Consider the following 16,118-nt stretch of genomic DNA (forward strand, 5'->3'; position numbering starts at 1 on the left):
ACACAGATATTGTGACCACCAATGCCCACTGTGGGAGCGGGCTTGCCCGCGATGGCATCACCTCGATTTCAAGCGAACCGAAGCAGCTGAATTACCTCAGACCTTGAACCGCCCCACCAGCGTCTGCAAATGGGTCCCCAGCCGCGCCAGCTCGACACTGGAAGCCGCGGTTTCCTCACTGGCTGCCGAGGTCTGCTCGGACACATCGCGCACGTTCAGCACGCTGCGGTTGATCTCCTCGGCCACGGCGCTCTGTTGCTCGGCCGCCGCTGCGATCTGCTGGTTCATCGACTGGATGGCCGACACGGTGCGGGTGATGCTTTCCAGCGAGCCGCCGGCGCGGCGCGTCAGTTCGACGCTGCTGTCGGTCAGGCTGCGACTGTTGTCCATGATGGTCGCGACCTGCTGGGTGCCGTTTTGCAGGCCGACGATCAACTCTTCGATTTCCTCGGTGGACTTCTGGGTGCGCTGGGCGAGGCTGCGGACTTCGTCGGCGACCACCGCAAAACCGCGCCCGGCCTCGCCGGCACGGGCGGCTTCAATGGCAGCGTTGAGCGCCAGCAGGTTGGTTTGCTGAGCCACGGACTTGATCACGTCGAGGACACTTCCGATCTTGTCGCTTTCGCGCTTGAGATCGCCCATGGCCTCGGTGGAATTGCCCACTTCCAGGGCCAGGCGCTCAATCTGGGCGATGGCTTCAGCGACGACCTTGTCTCCCTCGCGGGCCTGCTGGTCGGCGGCGACCGCCGCTTCCGAGGCCTCCTCGGCATTACGCGCCACTTCCTGCACCGTGGCGGTCATTTCGTTCATGGCGGTCGCCACCTGATCGGTCTCGACTTTCTGGCTGTTGACCCCGGCGCTGGTCTGCTCGGTCACGGCGGACAGTTCTTCGGCGGCGCTGGCGATTTGCGTGACGCCGTCGCGGATGCCACCGATCAACTCGCGCAGGCCCAAGGTCATGTTCTGCATGGCGCGCTGGAGCTGGCCGAGTTCGTCCTGACGCTGCGAAACCAGGTCCTGGCTCAGGTCGCCGGCGGCGATGCGTTCAGCCACCTTCAGGGTCTGACTCAGGGGAATGACGATCTGGCGGGTGATGGCCCAGGCTGCGAACAGGCCGAAGGCCAGCGCCAGGGCAGTGGCCAGGAACAACAGGTTCCTGGCGTGTGCCGCATCGGTATCGCGCACGATGGTTTGCGAAGCGGTGAGCTTCTGGCTGAGGTCGATCAGGATGTCGCCTTGCGCCTTCATGCGCACCAGCGCGGCCGCCGTGGCGACCTGTGAGTCGCGGAACTGGCTGACCGCCGCGCGATAGGTTTTGAACGATTCGCTGGCCTGTTGCAGATTGGCCGTGTACTGCGGGGGCAGTTTCGAGGGCAGGCTGTCGAGGTAAGTCAGGACGTTGGCAATCGCATCCAGCGCCGGTTGCTCGGCGTCGGCCTTGCCGCTGTAGGTGTAGCCGCGCACCTGGTAGCGGGCTTGTTGCAGCAGCTTGCCGGCCTCGACGATATGGTTGAAATCGGTGACGCTGTCGCCTTGCAGCAGGGATTTCTCGACTTCAGCCACCCGGGCCACGGCATTGTCGGCGGAAGCGCCGAGCTTGCTGCGCGCATCTTCACGGTTGGCGCCCGCCTGGGCCATGGCGGCGAAGGCTTGCTTGTACTCGCCGACGGCGGCCAGTTGCTGGTCCACCCTGGCCGCATCGTCCGGCTGTTCGATCAGCGTGCGTGCTGTTTTCAAGCCGGTGTCGAGTTTACCGAGCAGGTCGTTGACGGTGCCCGTACCCTGTTCGCCGCGGCGCATTTCGTAGTCCAGGCGGGCGATGCGCAAATCCTTGGTCAGGTCGTTGAGGCTGGCAATGAACCCGAGTTTGTCGCCACGGCTGATCACGTCCTTCAGGCCGGTCCAGCCGGTGAAGGTAATCAGCGACGTCAGCAGCAACACCAGACCGAAACCGGCACTCAGTTTTCGATTGACGCTAACGTTTCCCAGTCTTTCGGCTAGCCATCGGTACATGCTGCAACTCCCTGAACCACTCATTGGTTTTATGGGAGTTGTATCGGCGGGCGGAAAAGTTTCTGTAGGGGCGTGCGTTCTTTAGAACAGCCGCGAAAGCAGTGCAGTCACGGCGGTTTCGACCCGCAGGATACGCTCGCCCAGTTGCACCGGTTGCAGGCCGGATTTGGCCAACAGGTCGATCTCGTAGGGAATCCAGCCGCCCTCCGGACCGATGGCCAGTGTGACCGGCTCGTCGAGGCCACGAGGGCAGGGCGGGTAGTTGCCCGGATGGCCGACCAGGCCGAGGGTGCCCTGGGCAATTGCCGGCAGGCGATCTTCGACGAACGGCTTGAAGCGCTTTTCGATGACCACCTCCGGCAAGACACTGTCCCGGGCCTGTTCAAGGCCGAGGATCAACTGCTCGCGAATGGCCTCGGGTTCGAGGAATGGCGTCTGCCAGAAGCTCTTCTCGACGCGGTAGCTGTTCACCAGCACGATTCGTGGTACACCCATGGCCGCCACGGTCTGAAACACCCTGCGCAGCATCTTGGGGCGTGGCAGGGCCAGTACCAGGGTCAGCGGCAGCTTGGCCGGCGGCGCCTGATCGAGGGTGACGTGCAATTCGGTTTCATCGGCGTCCAGGCGCAGGACGCTGGCCGACCCCATCAGGCCGCCGACCCGTCCGACCCGCAGGCTGTCACCCACTTCACAGCGGTGGACCTCCTGCATGTGCGTCAACCGGCGATCACGCAGGACCACCCGGTCGGCCGCAATGAAGTCGGCGTCTTCGAGCAGCAGCAGGTTCACGCCTGGGTCGCTGGCGGCTGGTCGTTGTGATCGTCGACCGGCTGGTCGTCCGGATGATCGCCGCGCTTGCTGATCAAGCCGCCGAAGAGGATGCCGATCTCGAACAGCAGCCACATCGGCACCGCAAGCAGAGTCTGCGAGAAGATGTCCGGCGGTGTCAGGATCATGCCGACCACGAAGCAGCCGATGATCACGTACGGGCGGATTTTCTTCAGGTACTTGACGTCGACCACGCCAATCCACACCAGCAGCACCACGGCCACCGGGATTTCGAACGCCACGCCGAAGGCGAAGAACAGGGTCATGACGAAATCGAGGTAGCTGGTGATGTCGGTCATCATTTCCACGCCGGCCGGGGTGGCAGCGGCGAAGAACTTGAAGATCAGCGGGAACACCAGGAAATAGGCGAACGCCATGCCGGCATAGAACAACAGGATGCTCGACACCAGCAAGGGCACCGCGATGCGTTTCTCATGCTTGTACAGACCGGGCGCGATGAAGCCCCAGATCTGGTGCAGGATCACCGGGATCGCCAGGAACAGCGAGACCATCATGGTCAGCTTCAGCGGCGTCAGGAACGGCGACGACACGTCGGTGGCAATCATCGTCGCCCCCGTTGGCAGGTACTGGCGCAACGGCGTGGAGACGAAGGTGTAGATCTGCTGGGTAAAGGCAAACAACCCGGCGAAGATGATGAAGATCGCCGCTACACAGCGCAGCAGACGGGTACGCAGCTCGGTGAGGTGCGAAACCAGCGGCATGTGCTGGTCGTTTTCAGGAAGGTCGCTCATGAGGCTCGCGGCGGCAATGTAGGGTCTTGAGGGGCCGGCGCAACAGGCGCAGCCGCCGGTACGACGGGTTCAACCGGTGCGGCTGCAACAGCAGGCGTCGGTTCGACAGGCGCTGCTTCAACCGCAGGTGCAGTCACTGTCGGCGTGACTTCTGGCTGGACCGGTGTCGGCTCCTGCTGGGTCGGCGTGAAAATCTTACGCGCCTCCTGTTCCAGCGACAGAATGTGCTCGTTGTGCAGTTGCCGACGAATCTCGTCGGCACCGATTTCACGTTCAACTTCCTGTTTGATCGCGTTGAAGCTGCGCTTCAGGCGACCGACCCACAGGCCGGCGGTGCGCGCGGCACCCGGCAGGCGCTCGGGGCCCAGCACCAGCAGGGCAACGAGGCCGACGAGCAGCAGTTCAGAGAAGCTGATACCAAACATTAGTCAGTGCTCACACGTCTTTGCGGATCGGCTCTTCGACTTTTTGCGCCTGCACGTCGATGGTGTGCGGCTGGTTCACGGCCTGGGTGGGCTGTGGCTGGGCCGGCGGCACCGGTTGGGCCGGAGTGACAGTCGGATCGGCCGGTTTCTCGTCGTCGTTCATGGCCTTGCGGAAGCCCTTGATCGATTCGCCGACATCGGTACCGAGGTTTTTCAACTTCTTGGTGCCGAACACCAGCACCACGACAACGAGGATGACGATCCAGTGTTTCCAGTCAAAAATGCCCATGTTGCTGCTCCTCTCAAAAGGTTGTTCAGGCGGACGGGCGCGAGGCTTTCTCGGCGTGTCCGGACAGACCGAAACGACGGTCCAGTTCATCGAGTACGGCCTGCGGATGCTGCCCCAGTTGGGCGAGCATGACCAGGCTGTGGAACCACAGGTCGGCGGTTTCGTAGATCACATCGCTGCAGTCGCCGCTGATGGCGGCATCCTTGGCGGCAAGGATGGTTTCGACCGACTCTTCGCCGACCTTTTCCAGAATCTTGTTCAAGCCCTTGTGGTACAGGCTGGCGACATACGAGCTGTCGGCGGCGGCGCCTTTGCGCTCCTCCAGCACCTGAGCGAGGCGGGTCAGGGTGTCACTCATGTTTGTGTCCTGCGCTGTAAATGGCGTGCGGGTCTTTCAAGACCGGGTCGACGGTTTTCCAGTCGCCGTTTTCGAAGACGCGGTAGAAGCAGCTCTGGCGGCCGGTATGGCAGGCGATATCGCCGATCTGCTCGACCATCAGGATGATGACATCGGCGTCACAGTCCAGGCGCATCTCATGCAGGGTCTGCACATGCCCTGACTCTTCGCCCTTGCGCCACAGCTTGCCACGCGAGCGCGACCAGTAGATGGCGCGGTTCTCGGCAGCGGTCAGTTCCAGCGCTTCACGGTTCATCCAGGCCATCATCAGGACGCGCCCGGTCTTGTGATCCTGGGCAATGGCCGGTACCAGGCCATCGGCGTCCCATTTGATCTCGTCCAGCCAGTTACTCATCTTCGACTCCGAGGCAGGCCACACTTCATGAAATAGAGGCCTGTGTGACATTCAGCGTTGAAACAGTGTGCCAGTGCGCAACTCAACTGGCTATCGGCGAACGACCAGATACAAGCCGACGGCCATCATGATCCCGGCCGGCCAGTAAGCCAACTCGTTCAACGGACCGCCCATGGCCAGGATTGCACCACCTGCCAGATGGGCCGTCCCGAGCAGGCGCAGGAACCAGTCGTCCCGCCGTCGATGCCACGGAGGCGGCGGATCGTAGGCGTGGGGTTGCGACATGCGTTCGAGCAGGTCGCGGGCCATGTTGGCCAGGTGCGGCAGTTGCTCGAACTGGCTCTGCACATTGCCCAGCAAGGCCTTGGGGCTGACGCGTTCACGCATCCAGCGCTCGAGGAACGGTTGTGCGGTGTTCCACAGGTCCAGGTCCGGGTACAACTGACGGCCCAGGCCCTCGATGTTCAACAGGGTCTTCTGCAACAGGACAAGCTGCGGCTGCACCTCCATGTTGAAGCGTCGCGCCGTCTGGAACAGGCGCATCAACACCTGACCGAAGGAAATATCTTTTAACGGTTTTTCGAAGATCGGCTCGCACACGGTACGAATGGCCGCTTCGAATTCGTTGAGTTTGGTTTCCGCCGGCACCCAGCCCGAATCGATGTGCAGTTGCGCCACGCGCCGGTAATCGCGCTTGAAGAAGGCGAACAGGTTGCGCGCCAGGTAATCCTGGTCTTCCGGGGTCAGGCTGCCGACGATGCCGCAGTCGATCGCAATGTACTGCGGGCTCCACGGGTTGACGGTGCTGACGAAGATGTTGCCGGGGTGCATGTCGGCGTGGAAGAAACTGTCGCGGAACACCTGGGTGAAGAAGATTTCCACCCCGCGTTCGGCGAGCATTTTCATGTCGGTGCGCTGGTCGGCAAGGGTGGCCAGGTCCGTGACCTGAATCCCGTAGATGCGCTCCATCACCAGCACTTTCGGCCGGCACCAGTCCCAGTAGACCTGCGGCACGTAGAGCATCGGCGAACCCTCGAAGTTGCGCTTCAGCTGGCTGGCATTGGCCGCTTCGCGCAACAGGTCGAGTTCGTCGTAGATGGTTTTTTCGTAGTCGCTGACCACGTCCACCGGGTGCAGCAGGCGCGCATCGGCCGAGAGCTTTTCCGCCGCGCGGGCCAGGATGAACAGCCACGCCAGATCCTGGGCAATCACCGGTTTGAGGCCCGGGCGAATCACCTTGACGACGACCTCTTCACCGGTCTTCAGTTGCGCGGCATGAACCTGCGCCACGGACGCCGAAGCCAGCGGTTCGACGTCGAAACGACTGAACACTTCACTGATCTTCTTGCCCAGCTGTTCTTCGATCAGCTTCACCGAGACTTGCGAGTCGAACGGCGGCACGCGGTCCTGCAATTTCATCAGTTCGTCGGCGATGTCTTCCGGCAGCAGGTCGCGGCGGGTGGACAGGATTTGCCCGAACTTGATGAAAATCGGCCCCAGGTCCTGCAGCGCCAGGCGCAGGCGTGCGCCACGGCTCAGGTCCAGGGTCTTGCGCGGGAACCAGCGCCACGGCAACACATAGCGCAGCGCCAGCAGGAACCAGGGCAGCGGCAGGTCGAACAACAGGTCATCGAGGCGATAGCGAATCACAACGCGCTGGATGCGCAACAGACGGCGGACGGCAAGCAGCTTCATGCGTTATCGCTTGGGTCTAGGGATCGGGAAAGGCGCTCGACACGCGCCTCGAGACGTTCCAGATCGAGTTTGATCCGGTCCAGTTCGGTGAAACGGGCTTCGGCTTCGCGCTGACCGACGAGGGTACGCGATTCTTCGGCCAGGTACTCGCCCAGGTTCTGGCTGAGGCTGGTGAATCCCTGTTGGTACCAGCGAGCGCGGCTGCGCAGATGCCCGCCGACCAGTTGCGTGGCCACCGGCCCCAGCCAGCGCGAGAGCTCGTACTCCCAGTCCAGTTCGAGGTCCTGAAGGATCGCCGCCAGCTCCAGCAGCACGCCACTGTCACCCTCGAGTTCGACTTCAGGGCCATGCAGGACGGCGGTCTTGTCCTTGCTCAGCGCCAGTTTGATCAGTTGGGTGGCGGGGGCGCGCAACGTACAGTCGGCACCGCCTTCCCACTGCGAGGCGAGCATCAGGCCTTCGTCGCTGGGCAGGATGTGCAGATGCAGGGCCGGGCTACGGCACTCGACCGCAATCACCTTGCCGCTCAAATGCGCGAGCCGTGGCAACGCCGTGCTGTCGAGGCGCAGCACCCGGTTCAGGCCGAGTTCAACGCTGGCGAGCAGGCCGGCGAACAACATCAGGGCTTGATGCCGCGGTGCAGGGCGACGATGCCTGCGGTCATGTTGTGGTAGGTCACGCGGTCGAAACCGGCCTCGACCATCATCGACTTCAGGGTTTCCTGGTTCGGGTGCATGCGGATCGATTCGGCCAGGTAGCGGTAGCTTTCCGAGTCGTTGGTGACCAGCTTGCCCACCAGCGGCATGAAGGCGAAAGAGTAGGCGTCATAGGCCTTGGACATCAGGGCGTTGGTCGGCTTGGAGAACTCGAGCACCAGCACGCGACCGCCGGGCTTGAGGACGCGCAGCATCGAGCGCAGGGCGTCTTCCTTGTGCGTCACGTTGCGCAGGCCGAACGCGATGGTTACGCAATCGAAATGGTTGTCCGGGAACGGCAGCTTTTCAGCGTCGGCCTGGACGAATTCGACGTTGCCGGCCACACCCAGGTCCAGCAGGCGGTCACGGCCGACCTTGAGCATGGACGCATTGATGTCGGCCAATACCACTTGGCCGGTCGGGCCGACGAGGTGGGAGAATTTTTTCGTCAGGTCGCCGGTGCCGCCGGCGATGTCGAGCACGCGATTGCCGCTGCGCACGCCCGACAGTTCGATTGCGAAGCGCTTCCACAGACGGTGCATGCCGCCCGACAGGAGGTCGTTCATCAAGTCGTACTTGGCGGCTACCGAGTGGAATACCTCGGCGACTTTTTCCGCTTTTTGGCTTTCCGGAACGTTTTTGAAACCGAAGTGAGTGGTGGGTTCGGCATCGCTGCCTTTGCGCTGATCAGTCATATCGCTGTCACCAGAAGAGAATGCGGGCATTCTAATCCCGGTGGCCGGCTTTGTCTTGGCAAGGCTGCAGGTAAGATAGTCAATCACTGGGACGTTTTGCCGCAGCGGCGGTCAAGATGCTTCAGCATCGTATTCAAAAAGCAGGAGTCAGTTGATGGCCCGAATTAGTGTTGAGCGTGCCCATGGTCTGGGCAAGGAAGCGGCCCGTGAGAAGGCCGACAAGTTGGCGCAGAAGTTGTCCGATCAATATGGCCTGGAGCCGCAATGGTCCGGCGACACCCTGAACCTCAAGCGTTCCGGCGTAAAAGGCGCGGTGCACGTAGCCGATGATTCGATCCGGGTTGACGTGGAGTTGGGGCTGATGATGTCGGCCATGAGCGGCATGATCAAGGCAGAGATCGAGAAGGCGCTGGACAAGGCGCTCGCGTAGCCCGGCTTTCTTTTGCATACGCTATTCCCTGTGGGAGCGGGCTTGCTCGCGAATGCGGTGTGTCAGTCAACGAATACATTGAATGACACACCGCATTCGCGAGCAAGCCCGCTCCCACGGTTCTGTTTGCGCTGCGCCCACTGATTCATGTCAGTTGTTAGGGTGCCGTTTCTAATTATTCTCCTTACGTTGTGCATGAGCCCGACACTTTCCCGGGCAGTTCCTCAAACCTTCTGCGCGTGAGGTGCACCATGGCCAAAATTATTTTGAAGAAAAAAATCGACGCTTCGACGACTGCTCTGAGCGACGTCAAATCCTATGCCCGCAAGATCTGGCTGGCAGGCCTGGGCGCCTACACCAAGGTCGGCCAAGAGGGCAGCGAGTACTTTCAGGAGTTGATCAGGGAAGGTCAAACTGTTGAAAAGAAAGGCAAAAAGCTAGTTGCAGAAAAACTTGAAGCGGCTAATACCGAGATCGATGAAGCCAAGAGTGAAGTGAGCACTTTCAAAGGCAAGGTCGAAGTTCAACTCGACAAAGTCGAGAAGGCGTTTGACTCGCGTGTCGCAAGTGCCTTGAATCGTATCGGCATTCCGTCTAAACATGACGTTGAGACACTCTCTGTCAAGCTCGATGAGCTGACGGCATTGCTCGAACGCGTCGCGCGTAAATCTTAAGGAGAACGGGATGGCTGGTAAAAAGAACACCGATAAAGAAGGCAGCTCGTGGATCGGGAAAGTCGAAGACTACTCCCGCAAGATCTGGCTGGCTGGTTTAGGCGTGTACTCGAAGATCGACTCTGACGGCAGCAAACTCTTCGATGCATTGGTCAAAGACGGCGAGAAAGCCGAGAAGCTCACCAAGAATGCTGTCGGCAAGGGTGTCGATGCCGCCAAGGACTCCGCGTCCTCGGCCAAGTCGCGTATCTCTGGCGTGAAAGACCGTGCGCTGGGCAAGTGGGATGAGCTGGAAGGTGCTTTCGACAAGCGCTTGAACAGCGCCATTTCGCGCCTGGGCGTGCCGAGCCGCAATGAAGTGAAGGCCCTGCACAGCAAGGTCGATACCCTGACCAGGCAGATCGAGAAACTCACGGGTGCCAAGGTTGCGCCTGTTGCGGCGAAAACCGCAGCTGCCAAACCCGCAGCCAAGCCGGCAGCCAAGCCGCTGGCAAAAGTGGCTGCCAAACCGGCTGCTAAACCCGCCGCCAAGGCAGCGGCCAAACCTGCGGCGAAAACCGCAGCCGCCAAACCTGCAGCCACCAAGGCAGCGGCCAAGCCGGTCGCCGCGAAGGCGGCTGCAAAACCTGCCGCCAAGCCTGCAGCCAAACCGGCCGCCAAGCCGGCGGCGAAAACTGCCGCCGCCAAGCCAGCGACCAAACCGGCTGCGAAAACAGCTGCCGCCAAGCCGGCCGCCAAGCCAGCGGCAAAACCTGCCGCCGCGAAGAAACCTGCAGTGAAAAAACCGGCGGCACCGAAAGCCGCTGCACCGAAACCAGCAGCGGCTGCCGCCAAACCGGCAACCCCGACGCCTGCGGCCAGCGCCTCGAACTCTGCTGCCGCACCGACGCCTGCTGTAACCCCGACTGTCGCGCCGACCCCATCGACGCCTACCAGTCAGTCCTGATCCCAGGGCTCAAGAAAACGCCCGGCCTGCCAAGGTCGGGCGTTTTCGTTTGTGGGGGGGCTCCTGCAAGGGGCCGAGTGTCGGGGTCAGTCGTGCTCTTCGAGGTATTGCAACGCCATCTGCTCAGTCGCCACCTTGATCGGCGGCAGCAAGTGCGGTGCCACCAGCATCATGATTTGATACACCACCAGCCTGACCTCGCCTTCACGGCCAATGATCCGCTGATAGTCCAGTGAGAACAGCAGCGTCAGGGTGATCTGCTCCACCAGTTGTCCCAGTGCCTGGGTGTCGCTGACCAATTGCCCCTGCGCCTTCAACCGTGCCAGCAAGGAAGCCAGCGTGCGTTTCAGTGCATTGAGCAAATGGCGAATGCCCTTGGCCAGTTTCGGCAGGCGCCCGGCCAGGTTCGACAAGTCCTGGAACAGAAACCGGTAGTGCGCCAGGCGCTCGACGATCAGGTGCAGGAACAGCCAGTAGTCTTCCGGTGCCAGTTCCACGTCCGAAGGGGGATCGAGCAATGGCGCCAGTTCGGCCTGGAAGCGCTCGAACAGGCCCAGGATCAGCGGTTCCTTGCCGTGGAAGTGGTAATAGAGGTTGCCCGGGCTGATGCCCATTTCATTGGCAACTTCCATGGTGGAGACGTTCGGTTCGCCCTTCTGGTTGAACAGTTGCAGGGCACATTCGAGGATCCGGTCGCGGGTTTTCATCCAGTCTTCTTAATGATCATGTCAGGCCGATTGCGCTCCTGGTGGCGGTTGCCGGGGGTATTCAAGGTTCAGCGCACGCGCACGTAGGTGCCGGGAGCCGCTTCCATCGGTGGATAGTTCTGGTTGCCAAGGGCCATGTGAGTGTCCTTTTGCGCGCCCGAGCGCTCCTGAATCCAGGCCAGCCATTGCGGCCACCAGCTGCCATCGACCTGTTTGGCATCGTAATACCAGGCCCGTGGATCGCTGCTCAGCTTCGTGCTTTCGACGAAGTTGGCTTTCGGGTTCGAAGGCGGGTTGAGAATGCTCTGCACATGACCGCTGTTGGCCAGCACGAAGCGACGCTCGCCGCCCAGCAGCAGGGTGGAGCGATACACCGCATCCCAGGGTGTGATGTGGTCGTTGATGCCGGCCACGCTGAAGCTGTCGACGGTGACTTTCTGCAAATCGATCGGTGTGCCGCACACTTCGAGACCGCCCGGATGCCCTAGCGGGTTGTGCTTGAAGAAGTCCAGCAAGTCACCGTGCAGGGCTGCCGGCAACCGGGTGGTGTCGTTGTTCCAGTACAGGATGTCGAACGCGGGCGGCTCCTTGCCCAACAGGTAGTTGTTGACGAAGTAGCTCCAGATCAAGTCGTTGGGGCGCATCCAGGCAAACACCTTGGCCATGTCGCGACCGTCCAGCACGCCTTTCTGATAGGAGCGTCGCTTGGACGCTTCCAGGGTCTGCTCGTCGACGAACAGGGTGGCCGGGCTGTCCAGCTGACTGTCGAGCAAGCTCACCAGGTAGGTCGCACTGGAGACGCGGCGCATCTGCCGCTTGGCCTGCAAATGACCTTGCAGCGCAGCGATGGTCAGCCCGCCGGCACAGGCCCCCATCAGGTTGACCTCGCGGGCACCGGTAATCGCCCGGCAGACATTCATCGCTTCTTCTGCCGCCTCGACATAGCTCGACAGGCCCCATTCGCGATGCCGCACGTCCGGGTTGCGCCAACTGATCATGAAGGTCTGCAGGCCGTTTTTCAGGGCGAACTGAACGAAGCTGTTGCTCGGGCTCAGGTCGAAGATGTAGTACTTGTTGATCTGTGGCGGCACCACCAGCAATGGCCTGGCGAACTGCTTCTCGCTCATCGGCTTGTACTGGATCAGCTCCAGCAGCTCATTGCGAAACACCACGGAGCCGGTGGTGGTGGCCACGGTTTTCCCGACCTCGAAGGCCTGCTTGGTGACTTGCCGGGGCAGACCGTCGTTGTGCAGCAAATCATCGACCAGGTGACTGATGCCGCGTACCAGGCTGTTGCCGCCGGAGTTGAAGATCTCCTTGATCGCCAGTGGATTGAGCAGGGTGTTGGACGGCGACACGGCGTCGTTGAGCAAGGCGAACACGAAGTGGGCGCGGGCACGGTCGTCCGGGGTCATGTCGCTCTCGTCGATCCAGCAGTTGACCTGCTTTTGCCAGCTCAGGTATGCCTGCAGGCTGCGACGATAAAACGGATTGAGACTCCAGGCCGGGTCGCTGAAGCGACTGTCCCGAGGGTTGGTCGGGTGCAGGGTTTCGCCCAGCAGCACTCGCCCCAGTTGCCCGCCCAGCTTCAAGGCATGCCGGGCGCTGTGCAGTGGATTGCGCAATCCATGGGCCGCCACGCTGCGCAGGGTCGACATCAGGTCCCGACCGCGCAAGCCGGTGATGGCACTCTGTGCGTTGATGAACGCGGCGGGAGTGGGCAAAGACTCCCTTGCTGGCTTGTCGCGCATGACTCAACACTCCTTCGTCTTCAGTCCAAAACAATCACCGAACCAGAACACCATAGACGCTGTTGCGAGTAGTTGCGCGGCATGGCCTCCTGCCAGCCGCTGTGGGGTCGACTAACCGCCCAGTGGTGCCGGATGTGGGTGCATCACGGCACGTTGCCGTTCCTCCTCGAGGAATTTCATGATGATCGGCGCCACCGCTTCGGCGCGGGTGATCAGGAACAGATGCCCGTCATCGATGATGTGCAACTGGGCATTGGGAATGCGCCAGGCGAGCATGCGCATGTTGATCAGCGGGATCAGCGGGTCATCGTCGCCGGCCAGCACCAGCGTCGGCTGGTGGATCTTGTGCAGCCAGTGGATGCTGGTCCATCCAAGGCCGGCGAACAGCTGCCAGTAGTAACCGAGCTTGCCCGCCGAGCGCACTTTTGCCGCGTGACTGGCCGCGAGCGTCGGGTCGCGCCGGAACGAGCCGCCGTAGATCATCGGTGCAATCCGGATCACGTGCGACGGCTGGATGTAGCGTCGCGGGCTGGCCATCATCCACAGCACTTTCGGCTTGCCCGGCACCATCACTGCACCCGCCGCCGTGGCCGCGAGCACCAGTTTCTTGCAGCGCTCGGGGTAGTCGTGGGCAAACTGCTGGGCGAGGGCACCGCCCCAGGACACGCCGATCACGTTGACCTGGCCGTAGTCGAGGTAGTCGAGCATCCGCGCCGTGAGCTTGGCCAGGCCCGGGAAACGGTACGGTCGGTTAGGCGTCGATGAGCCGCCGACACCGGGGACGTCGAACGCGATCACTTCCAGGTCCGGGTCCAGGGCCGCGACGAACGGGAACACCAGTTCCAGGTTGGCGCCGATGCCATTGAAGATCAGCAAGGGCGTCAAGTGAGACTTGCCGGGGCGTACTGCCGTGCGGAGGGTCTGGCCATCCAGGTCGACGGTACGAAAAATGAACGGTTGCGGCATGCTCAGGCCCTGTGGATTAAGTCTGCCCTCGATTCCTTGTGGGAGCGGGCTTGCTCGCGATGGCGTCGGATCATTCGACATTGCTGTCGAATGACACTGCGCTTTCGCGAGCAAGCCAGCTCCCACAGGGACGGCGAGGTGTTCCGGTTACCGCTCGTGTACGTAAGTCCCCGGCGCCGCTTCGCCCGCCGGATAAGCCTTGTTGCCCAGTTTCGCCGGGGCCTTTTTCAGCTCGCCCGAGCGTTCGGCCTGCCAGGCCTGCCAGTGCAGCCACCAGGAATCGGTGTGCTTGGTGGAGTTCTCCTGCCACTCCTCGGCCTTGCCTGCCATTTCGCTGTTGGTCATGTATCTGGATTTCGGATTGCCCGGCGGATTCAGAATGCTCTGGATGTGCCCGCTGCTGGACAGCACGAACTCGACCTTGCCACCAAACAGCTGCGCCGACTTGTAGCAGGACTTCCACGGAGTGATGTGGTCGTTGGTGCCGGCCAGGGAAAAGATGTCCGCGGTGACCTGCTTCAGGTCGATCGCCGTGCCGCACACTTCCAGTGCGTTGGGCCGGATCAGCGGGTTGTTTTTGAACATCTCGATCAGGTCGCCGTGGAACGCGGCGGGCAAGCGTGTGGTGTCGTTGTTCCAGAACAGGATGTCGAACACCGGCGGCTCGTTGCCGAGCAGGTAGTTGTTGACCCAGTAGTTCCAGATCAGGTCGTTGGGGCGCATCCAGGCGAACACCTTCGCCATGTCGCGGCCTTCCAGCACGCCGGCCTGGTAGGAATGGCGCTTGGCGGCTTCGAGGGTTTGCTCGTCGACGAACAGGGCGACGTCGCTGTCCAGGGTGGTGTCCAGCACGCTGACCAGCAGCGTCAGGGCGTTGACCTTTTTCTCGCCGATTGCGGCGTAGTGGCCCAGCAGTGCGGTGCAGGTGATGCCACCGGAGCAGGCGCCCAGCATGTTCACGTCTTTGCTGCCGGTGATCGCGGTCACCACGTCAACCGCTTCCTTCAACGCCTCGATGTAGGTCGACAGGCCCCACTCGCGCTGCTCCTTGGTCGGGTTGCGCCAACTGACAATGAAGGTCTGCACGTTGTTGCGCAGGCAAAACCGCGCCAGGCTTTTATCCGGGCTGAGGTCGAAGACGTAGAACTTGTTGATTTGCGGCGGCACCACCAGCAACGGGCGCTCGTGCACTTGCTCGGTGATCGGCTTGTACTGGATCAGCTCCAGCACGTCGTTGCGGAAAATCACCGCGCCCTCGGTCACGCCCAGGCTCTTGCCGACTTCGAACGCGCCCATGTTGACCTGGCTCGGCATGCCGCCGTTGTGCACCATGTCCTTGGCCAGATGCGAGAGGCCGTCCAGCAGGCTCTTGCCGCCGGTTTCGAAGAAGCGCTTGACTGCCGCCGGGTTGGCCGCCGTGTTGGTCGGGGCCATGGCTTCGGTCATCAGGTTGATCACGAAGTGCCCGCGCGCGACGTCCTTGGGCCCCAGGTTGCTGTCGTCGATCCAGTCGTGGAGCTCCTTGCGCCACGCCAGGTAGGTTTGCAGATAACGTTTATAGAGCGGGTTCTGGCTCCAGGCCGGATCGGCGAAGCGGCGATCGTCGCTGGTCGGTTGCAGCTCGGACTTGCCGAACAGCACGTTCTTGAGTTCGAGGCCGAAATGCGCGACATGCTTGGCGCTGTGTATCGGTTGCTTGACCGCTTGCCTGAGTACCATTCGAGCAGAGGCCAGTAGATCCTTTCCACGTAGCCCAACGACAGGATTCAACCCCAGGGTGTTTTCCGAGGCCTGAAACTTCAAGTCATCGTTATTCTGTTTACTCATCTACGACGCTCCATTGTCCTGAGACGAGTACCCGGTCCTGCTGTGTAGTCACACAGCGAATGCCTGGTACTACTGCTCGGGTGACCGTTGATTCTGCATCGCTGCTTTCACATCAGAGCGCACTGCAGGGAACTTGCCAGATCCATTGGTTACCCGAGTTTAATTCTTTTCGCAAGCAGGCCAATGAGTGGCCACGCGGCCAAACATTCAAACAGATGAAATTAGAAAATGCCCACTAATGAGCAAGAACTACGGGCTAGAGCATCAGCTTGACGACTGATTCGTTCGGGTCGCGACTCTTGCCGGCGCTTTTCAGTTCGGCGAGATAATCGTTCCACAGGTCTTCCTGGCGCACGCCCAACTGGTACAGGTAGTCCCAGGTGAACAGGCCGCTGTCATGGCCGTCGTCGAAGGTCAGTTTCAGTGCGTACTGGCCGGCCGGTTCGACCTTGCTCAGGCCGACGCCGATCTTGCCAAATTGCAGGATGGGCTTGCCGTGGCCCTGGACCTCGGCGGAAGGAGAGTGCACGCGCAGGAATTCGGCGGGCAGGTGATGTTCCTCGCCCGAGGCGTATTTCAGCGACAGGGTTTTCGAGGCTTTGTGCAGCTTGATGTCGGTGGGGAGCATGGTCAGGTATCCGCCTTTTGCGTAACCTCAATGTGGGAGCGGGCT

Annotated in this window: 18 protein-coding genes and 1 pseudogene; 3 read left to right on the plus strand and 16 right to left on the minus strand. The window is 61.5% G+C overall.

Annotated features, from left to right (window positions below; all coding sequences use genetic code 11):
• Positions 1-96: 96 nt before the first annotated feature.
• From ACM6IM_RS19340 to ubiE, 11 genes and pseudogenes are all read right to left on the minus strand, one after another.
• Positions 97-969, minus strand: a complete 873-nt coding sequence (locus tag ACM6IM_RS19340; RefSeq protein ID WP_414866186.1) for a methyl-accepting chemotaxis protein — start codon at positions 967-969, stop codon at positions 97-99.
• Positions 955-2,037, minus strand: a pseudogene (locus tag ACM6IM_RS19345) (methyl-accepting chemotaxis protein); the annotation flags it as partial. The pseudogene ACM6IM_RS19345 and the gene ACM6IM_RS19340, both read right to left, overlap by 15 nt.
• A gap of 57 nt (positions 2,038-2,094) precedes the next feature.
• Positions 2,095-2,802 (minus strand): 16S rRNA (uracil(1498)-N(3))-methyltransferase, encoded by a 708-nt coding sequence (locus ACM6IM_RS19350; RefSeq protein WP_414866034.1) that lies wholly within the window; start codon positions 2,800-2,802, stop codon positions 2,095-2,097.
• Entirely contained in the window at positions 2,799-3,593 is a 795-nt protein-coding gene (gene tatC, locus ACM6IM_RS19355; RefSeq protein WP_192307576.1) for a twin-arginine translocase subunit TatC, read from the minus strand. The genes ACM6IM_RS19350 and tatC overlap by 4 nt, the downstream gene beginning before the upstream one ends.
• Complete coding sequence (gene tatB / locus ACM6IM_RS19360) at positions 3,590-4,018, minus strand: Sec-independent protein translocase protein TatB (protein WP_414866035.1); 429 nt, start codon at positions 4,016-4,018, stop codon at positions 3,590-3,592. The genes tatC and tatB overlap by 4 nt, the downstream gene beginning before the upstream one ends.
• 10 nt (positions 4,019-4,028) lie before the next feature.
• The gene (locus ACM6IM_RS19365; protein WP_192307578.1) at positions 4,029-4,307 is read right to left on the minus strand and encodes a twin-arginine translocase TatA/TatE family subunit; all 279 of its coding nucleotides are present in this window, start codon (positions 4,305-4,307) and stop codon (positions 4,029-4,031) included.
• Positions 4,308-4,332: 25 nt separating this feature from the next.
• On the minus strand, positions 4,333-4,665 hold the full coding sequence (locus ACM6IM_RS19370) for a phosphoribosyl-ATP diphosphatase (RefSeq protein ID WP_371051741.1): 333 nt from the start codon (positions 4,663-4,665) through the stop codon (positions 4,333-4,335).
• Positions 4,658-5,059 carry a phosphoribosyl-AMP cyclohydrolase gene (gene hisI, locus ACM6IM_RS19375; RefSeq protein WP_192307580.1) on the minus strand — a complete coding sequence of 134 codons (402 nt, stop codon included), beginning with the start codon at positions 5,057-5,059 and terminating at the stop codon, positions 4,658-4,660. The genes ACM6IM_RS19370 and hisI overlap by 8 nt, the downstream gene beginning before the upstream one ends.
• 90 nt (positions 5,060-5,149) lie before the next feature.
• Entirely contained in the window at positions 5,150-6,754 is a 1,605-nt protein-coding gene (ubiB, locus tag ACM6IM_RS19380) for a ubiquinone biosynthesis regulatory protein kinase UbiB (RefSeq protein ID WP_192307581.1), read from the minus strand.
• Positions 6,751-7,374, minus strand: a complete 624-nt coding sequence (locus tag ACM6IM_RS19385) for an SCP2 domain-containing protein (protein WP_414866036.1) — start codon at positions 7,372-7,374, stop codon at positions 6,751-6,753. Before ACM6IM_RS19385 ends, ubiB begins: the two co-directional genes overlap by 4 nt.
• Positions 7,374-8,144, minus strand: coding sequence for a bifunctional demethylmenaquinone methyltransferase/2-methoxy-6-polyprenyl-1,4-benzoquinol methylase UbiE (gene ubiE / locus ACM6IM_RS19390; protein ID WP_414866037.1), 771 nt, complete (start codon positions 8,142-8,144; stop codon positions 7,374-7,376). Before ubiE ends, ACM6IM_RS19385 begins: the two co-directional genes overlap by 1 nt.
• A 154-nt stretch (positions 8,145-8,298) precedes the next feature.
• Here ubiE and ACM6IM_RS19395 point away from each other — a divergent pair, with 154 nt between their 5' ends.
• The 3 genes from ACM6IM_RS19395 to ACM6IM_RS19405 all read left to right on the plus strand — a co-directional run bounded on the left by ACM6IM_RS19395 (position 8,299) and on the right by ACM6IM_RS19405 (position 10,194).
• A complete protein-coding gene (locus ACM6IM_RS19395) occupies positions 8,299-8,574 on the plus strand; it encodes a polyhydroxyalkanoic acid system family protein (protein WP_192307584.1) in 276 nt (91 codons plus the stop codon).
• A gap of 251 nt (positions 8,575-8,825) precedes the next feature.
• The gene (locus ACM6IM_RS19400; RefSeq protein ID WP_192307585.1) at positions 8,826-9,248 is read left to right on the plus strand and encodes a phasin family protein; all 423 of its coding nucleotides are present in this window, start codon (positions 8,826-8,828) and stop codon (positions 9,246-9,248) included.
• Between the two features lie 10 nt (positions 9,249-9,258).
• Positions 9,259-10,194, plus strand: coding sequence for a phasin family protein (locus tag ACM6IM_RS19405; RefSeq protein ID WP_192307586.1), 936 nt, complete (start codon positions 9,259-9,261; stop codon positions 10,192-10,194).
• Positions 10,195-10,280: 86 nt separating this feature from the next.
• Here ACM6IM_RS19405 and ACM6IM_RS19410 read toward each other — a convergent pair whose 3' ends face one another.
• The 5 genes from ACM6IM_RS19410 to ACM6IM_RS19430 form a co-directional block, all read right to left on the minus strand.
• The gene (locus ACM6IM_RS19410) at positions 10,281-10,901 is read right to left on the minus strand and encodes a TetR/AcrR family transcriptional regulator (RefSeq protein WP_414866038.1); all 621 of its coding nucleotides are present in this window, start codon (positions 10,899-10,901) and stop codon (positions 10,281-10,283) included.
• 68 nt (positions 10,902-10,969) lie between these two features.
• Positions 10,970-12,652 carry a class II poly(R)-hydroxyalkanoic acid synthase gene (gene phaC / locus ACM6IM_RS19415; RefSeq protein ID WP_414866039.1) on the minus strand — a complete coding sequence of 561 codons (1,683 nt, stop codon included), beginning with the start codon at positions 12,650-12,652 and terminating at the stop codon, positions 10,970-10,972.
• 111 nt (positions 12,653-12,763) lie between these two features.
• Positions 12,764-13,618: a poly(3-hydroxyalkanoate) depolymerase gene (gene phaZ / locus ACM6IM_RS19420; RefSeq protein ID WP_192307589.1), complete on the minus strand. Its 855-nt coding sequence runs from the start codon at positions 13,616-13,618 to the stop codon at positions 12,764-12,766.
• 147 nt (positions 13,619-13,765) lie between these two features.
• Positions 13,766-15,445, minus strand: a complete 1,680-nt coding sequence (gene phaC, locus ACM6IM_RS19425; RefSeq protein ID WP_414866040.1) for a class II poly(R)-hydroxyalkanoic acid synthase — start codon at positions 15,443-15,445, stop codon at positions 13,766-13,768.
• 256 nt (positions 15,446-15,701) lie between these two features.
• A complete protein-coding gene (locus ACM6IM_RS19430) occupies positions 15,702-16,073 on the minus strand; it encodes a gamma-butyrobetaine hydroxylase-like domain-containing protein (RefSeq protein ID WP_414866041.1) in 372 nt (123 codons plus the stop codon).
• Between the last annotated feature and the right edge of the window lie 45 nt (positions 16,074-16,118).

Source organism: Pseudomonas sp. IT-P12, from assembly GCF_949767465.1.
Classification (GTDB): domain Bacteria; phylum Pseudomonadota; class Gammaproteobacteria; order Pseudomonadales; family Pseudomonadaceae; genus Aquipseudomonas.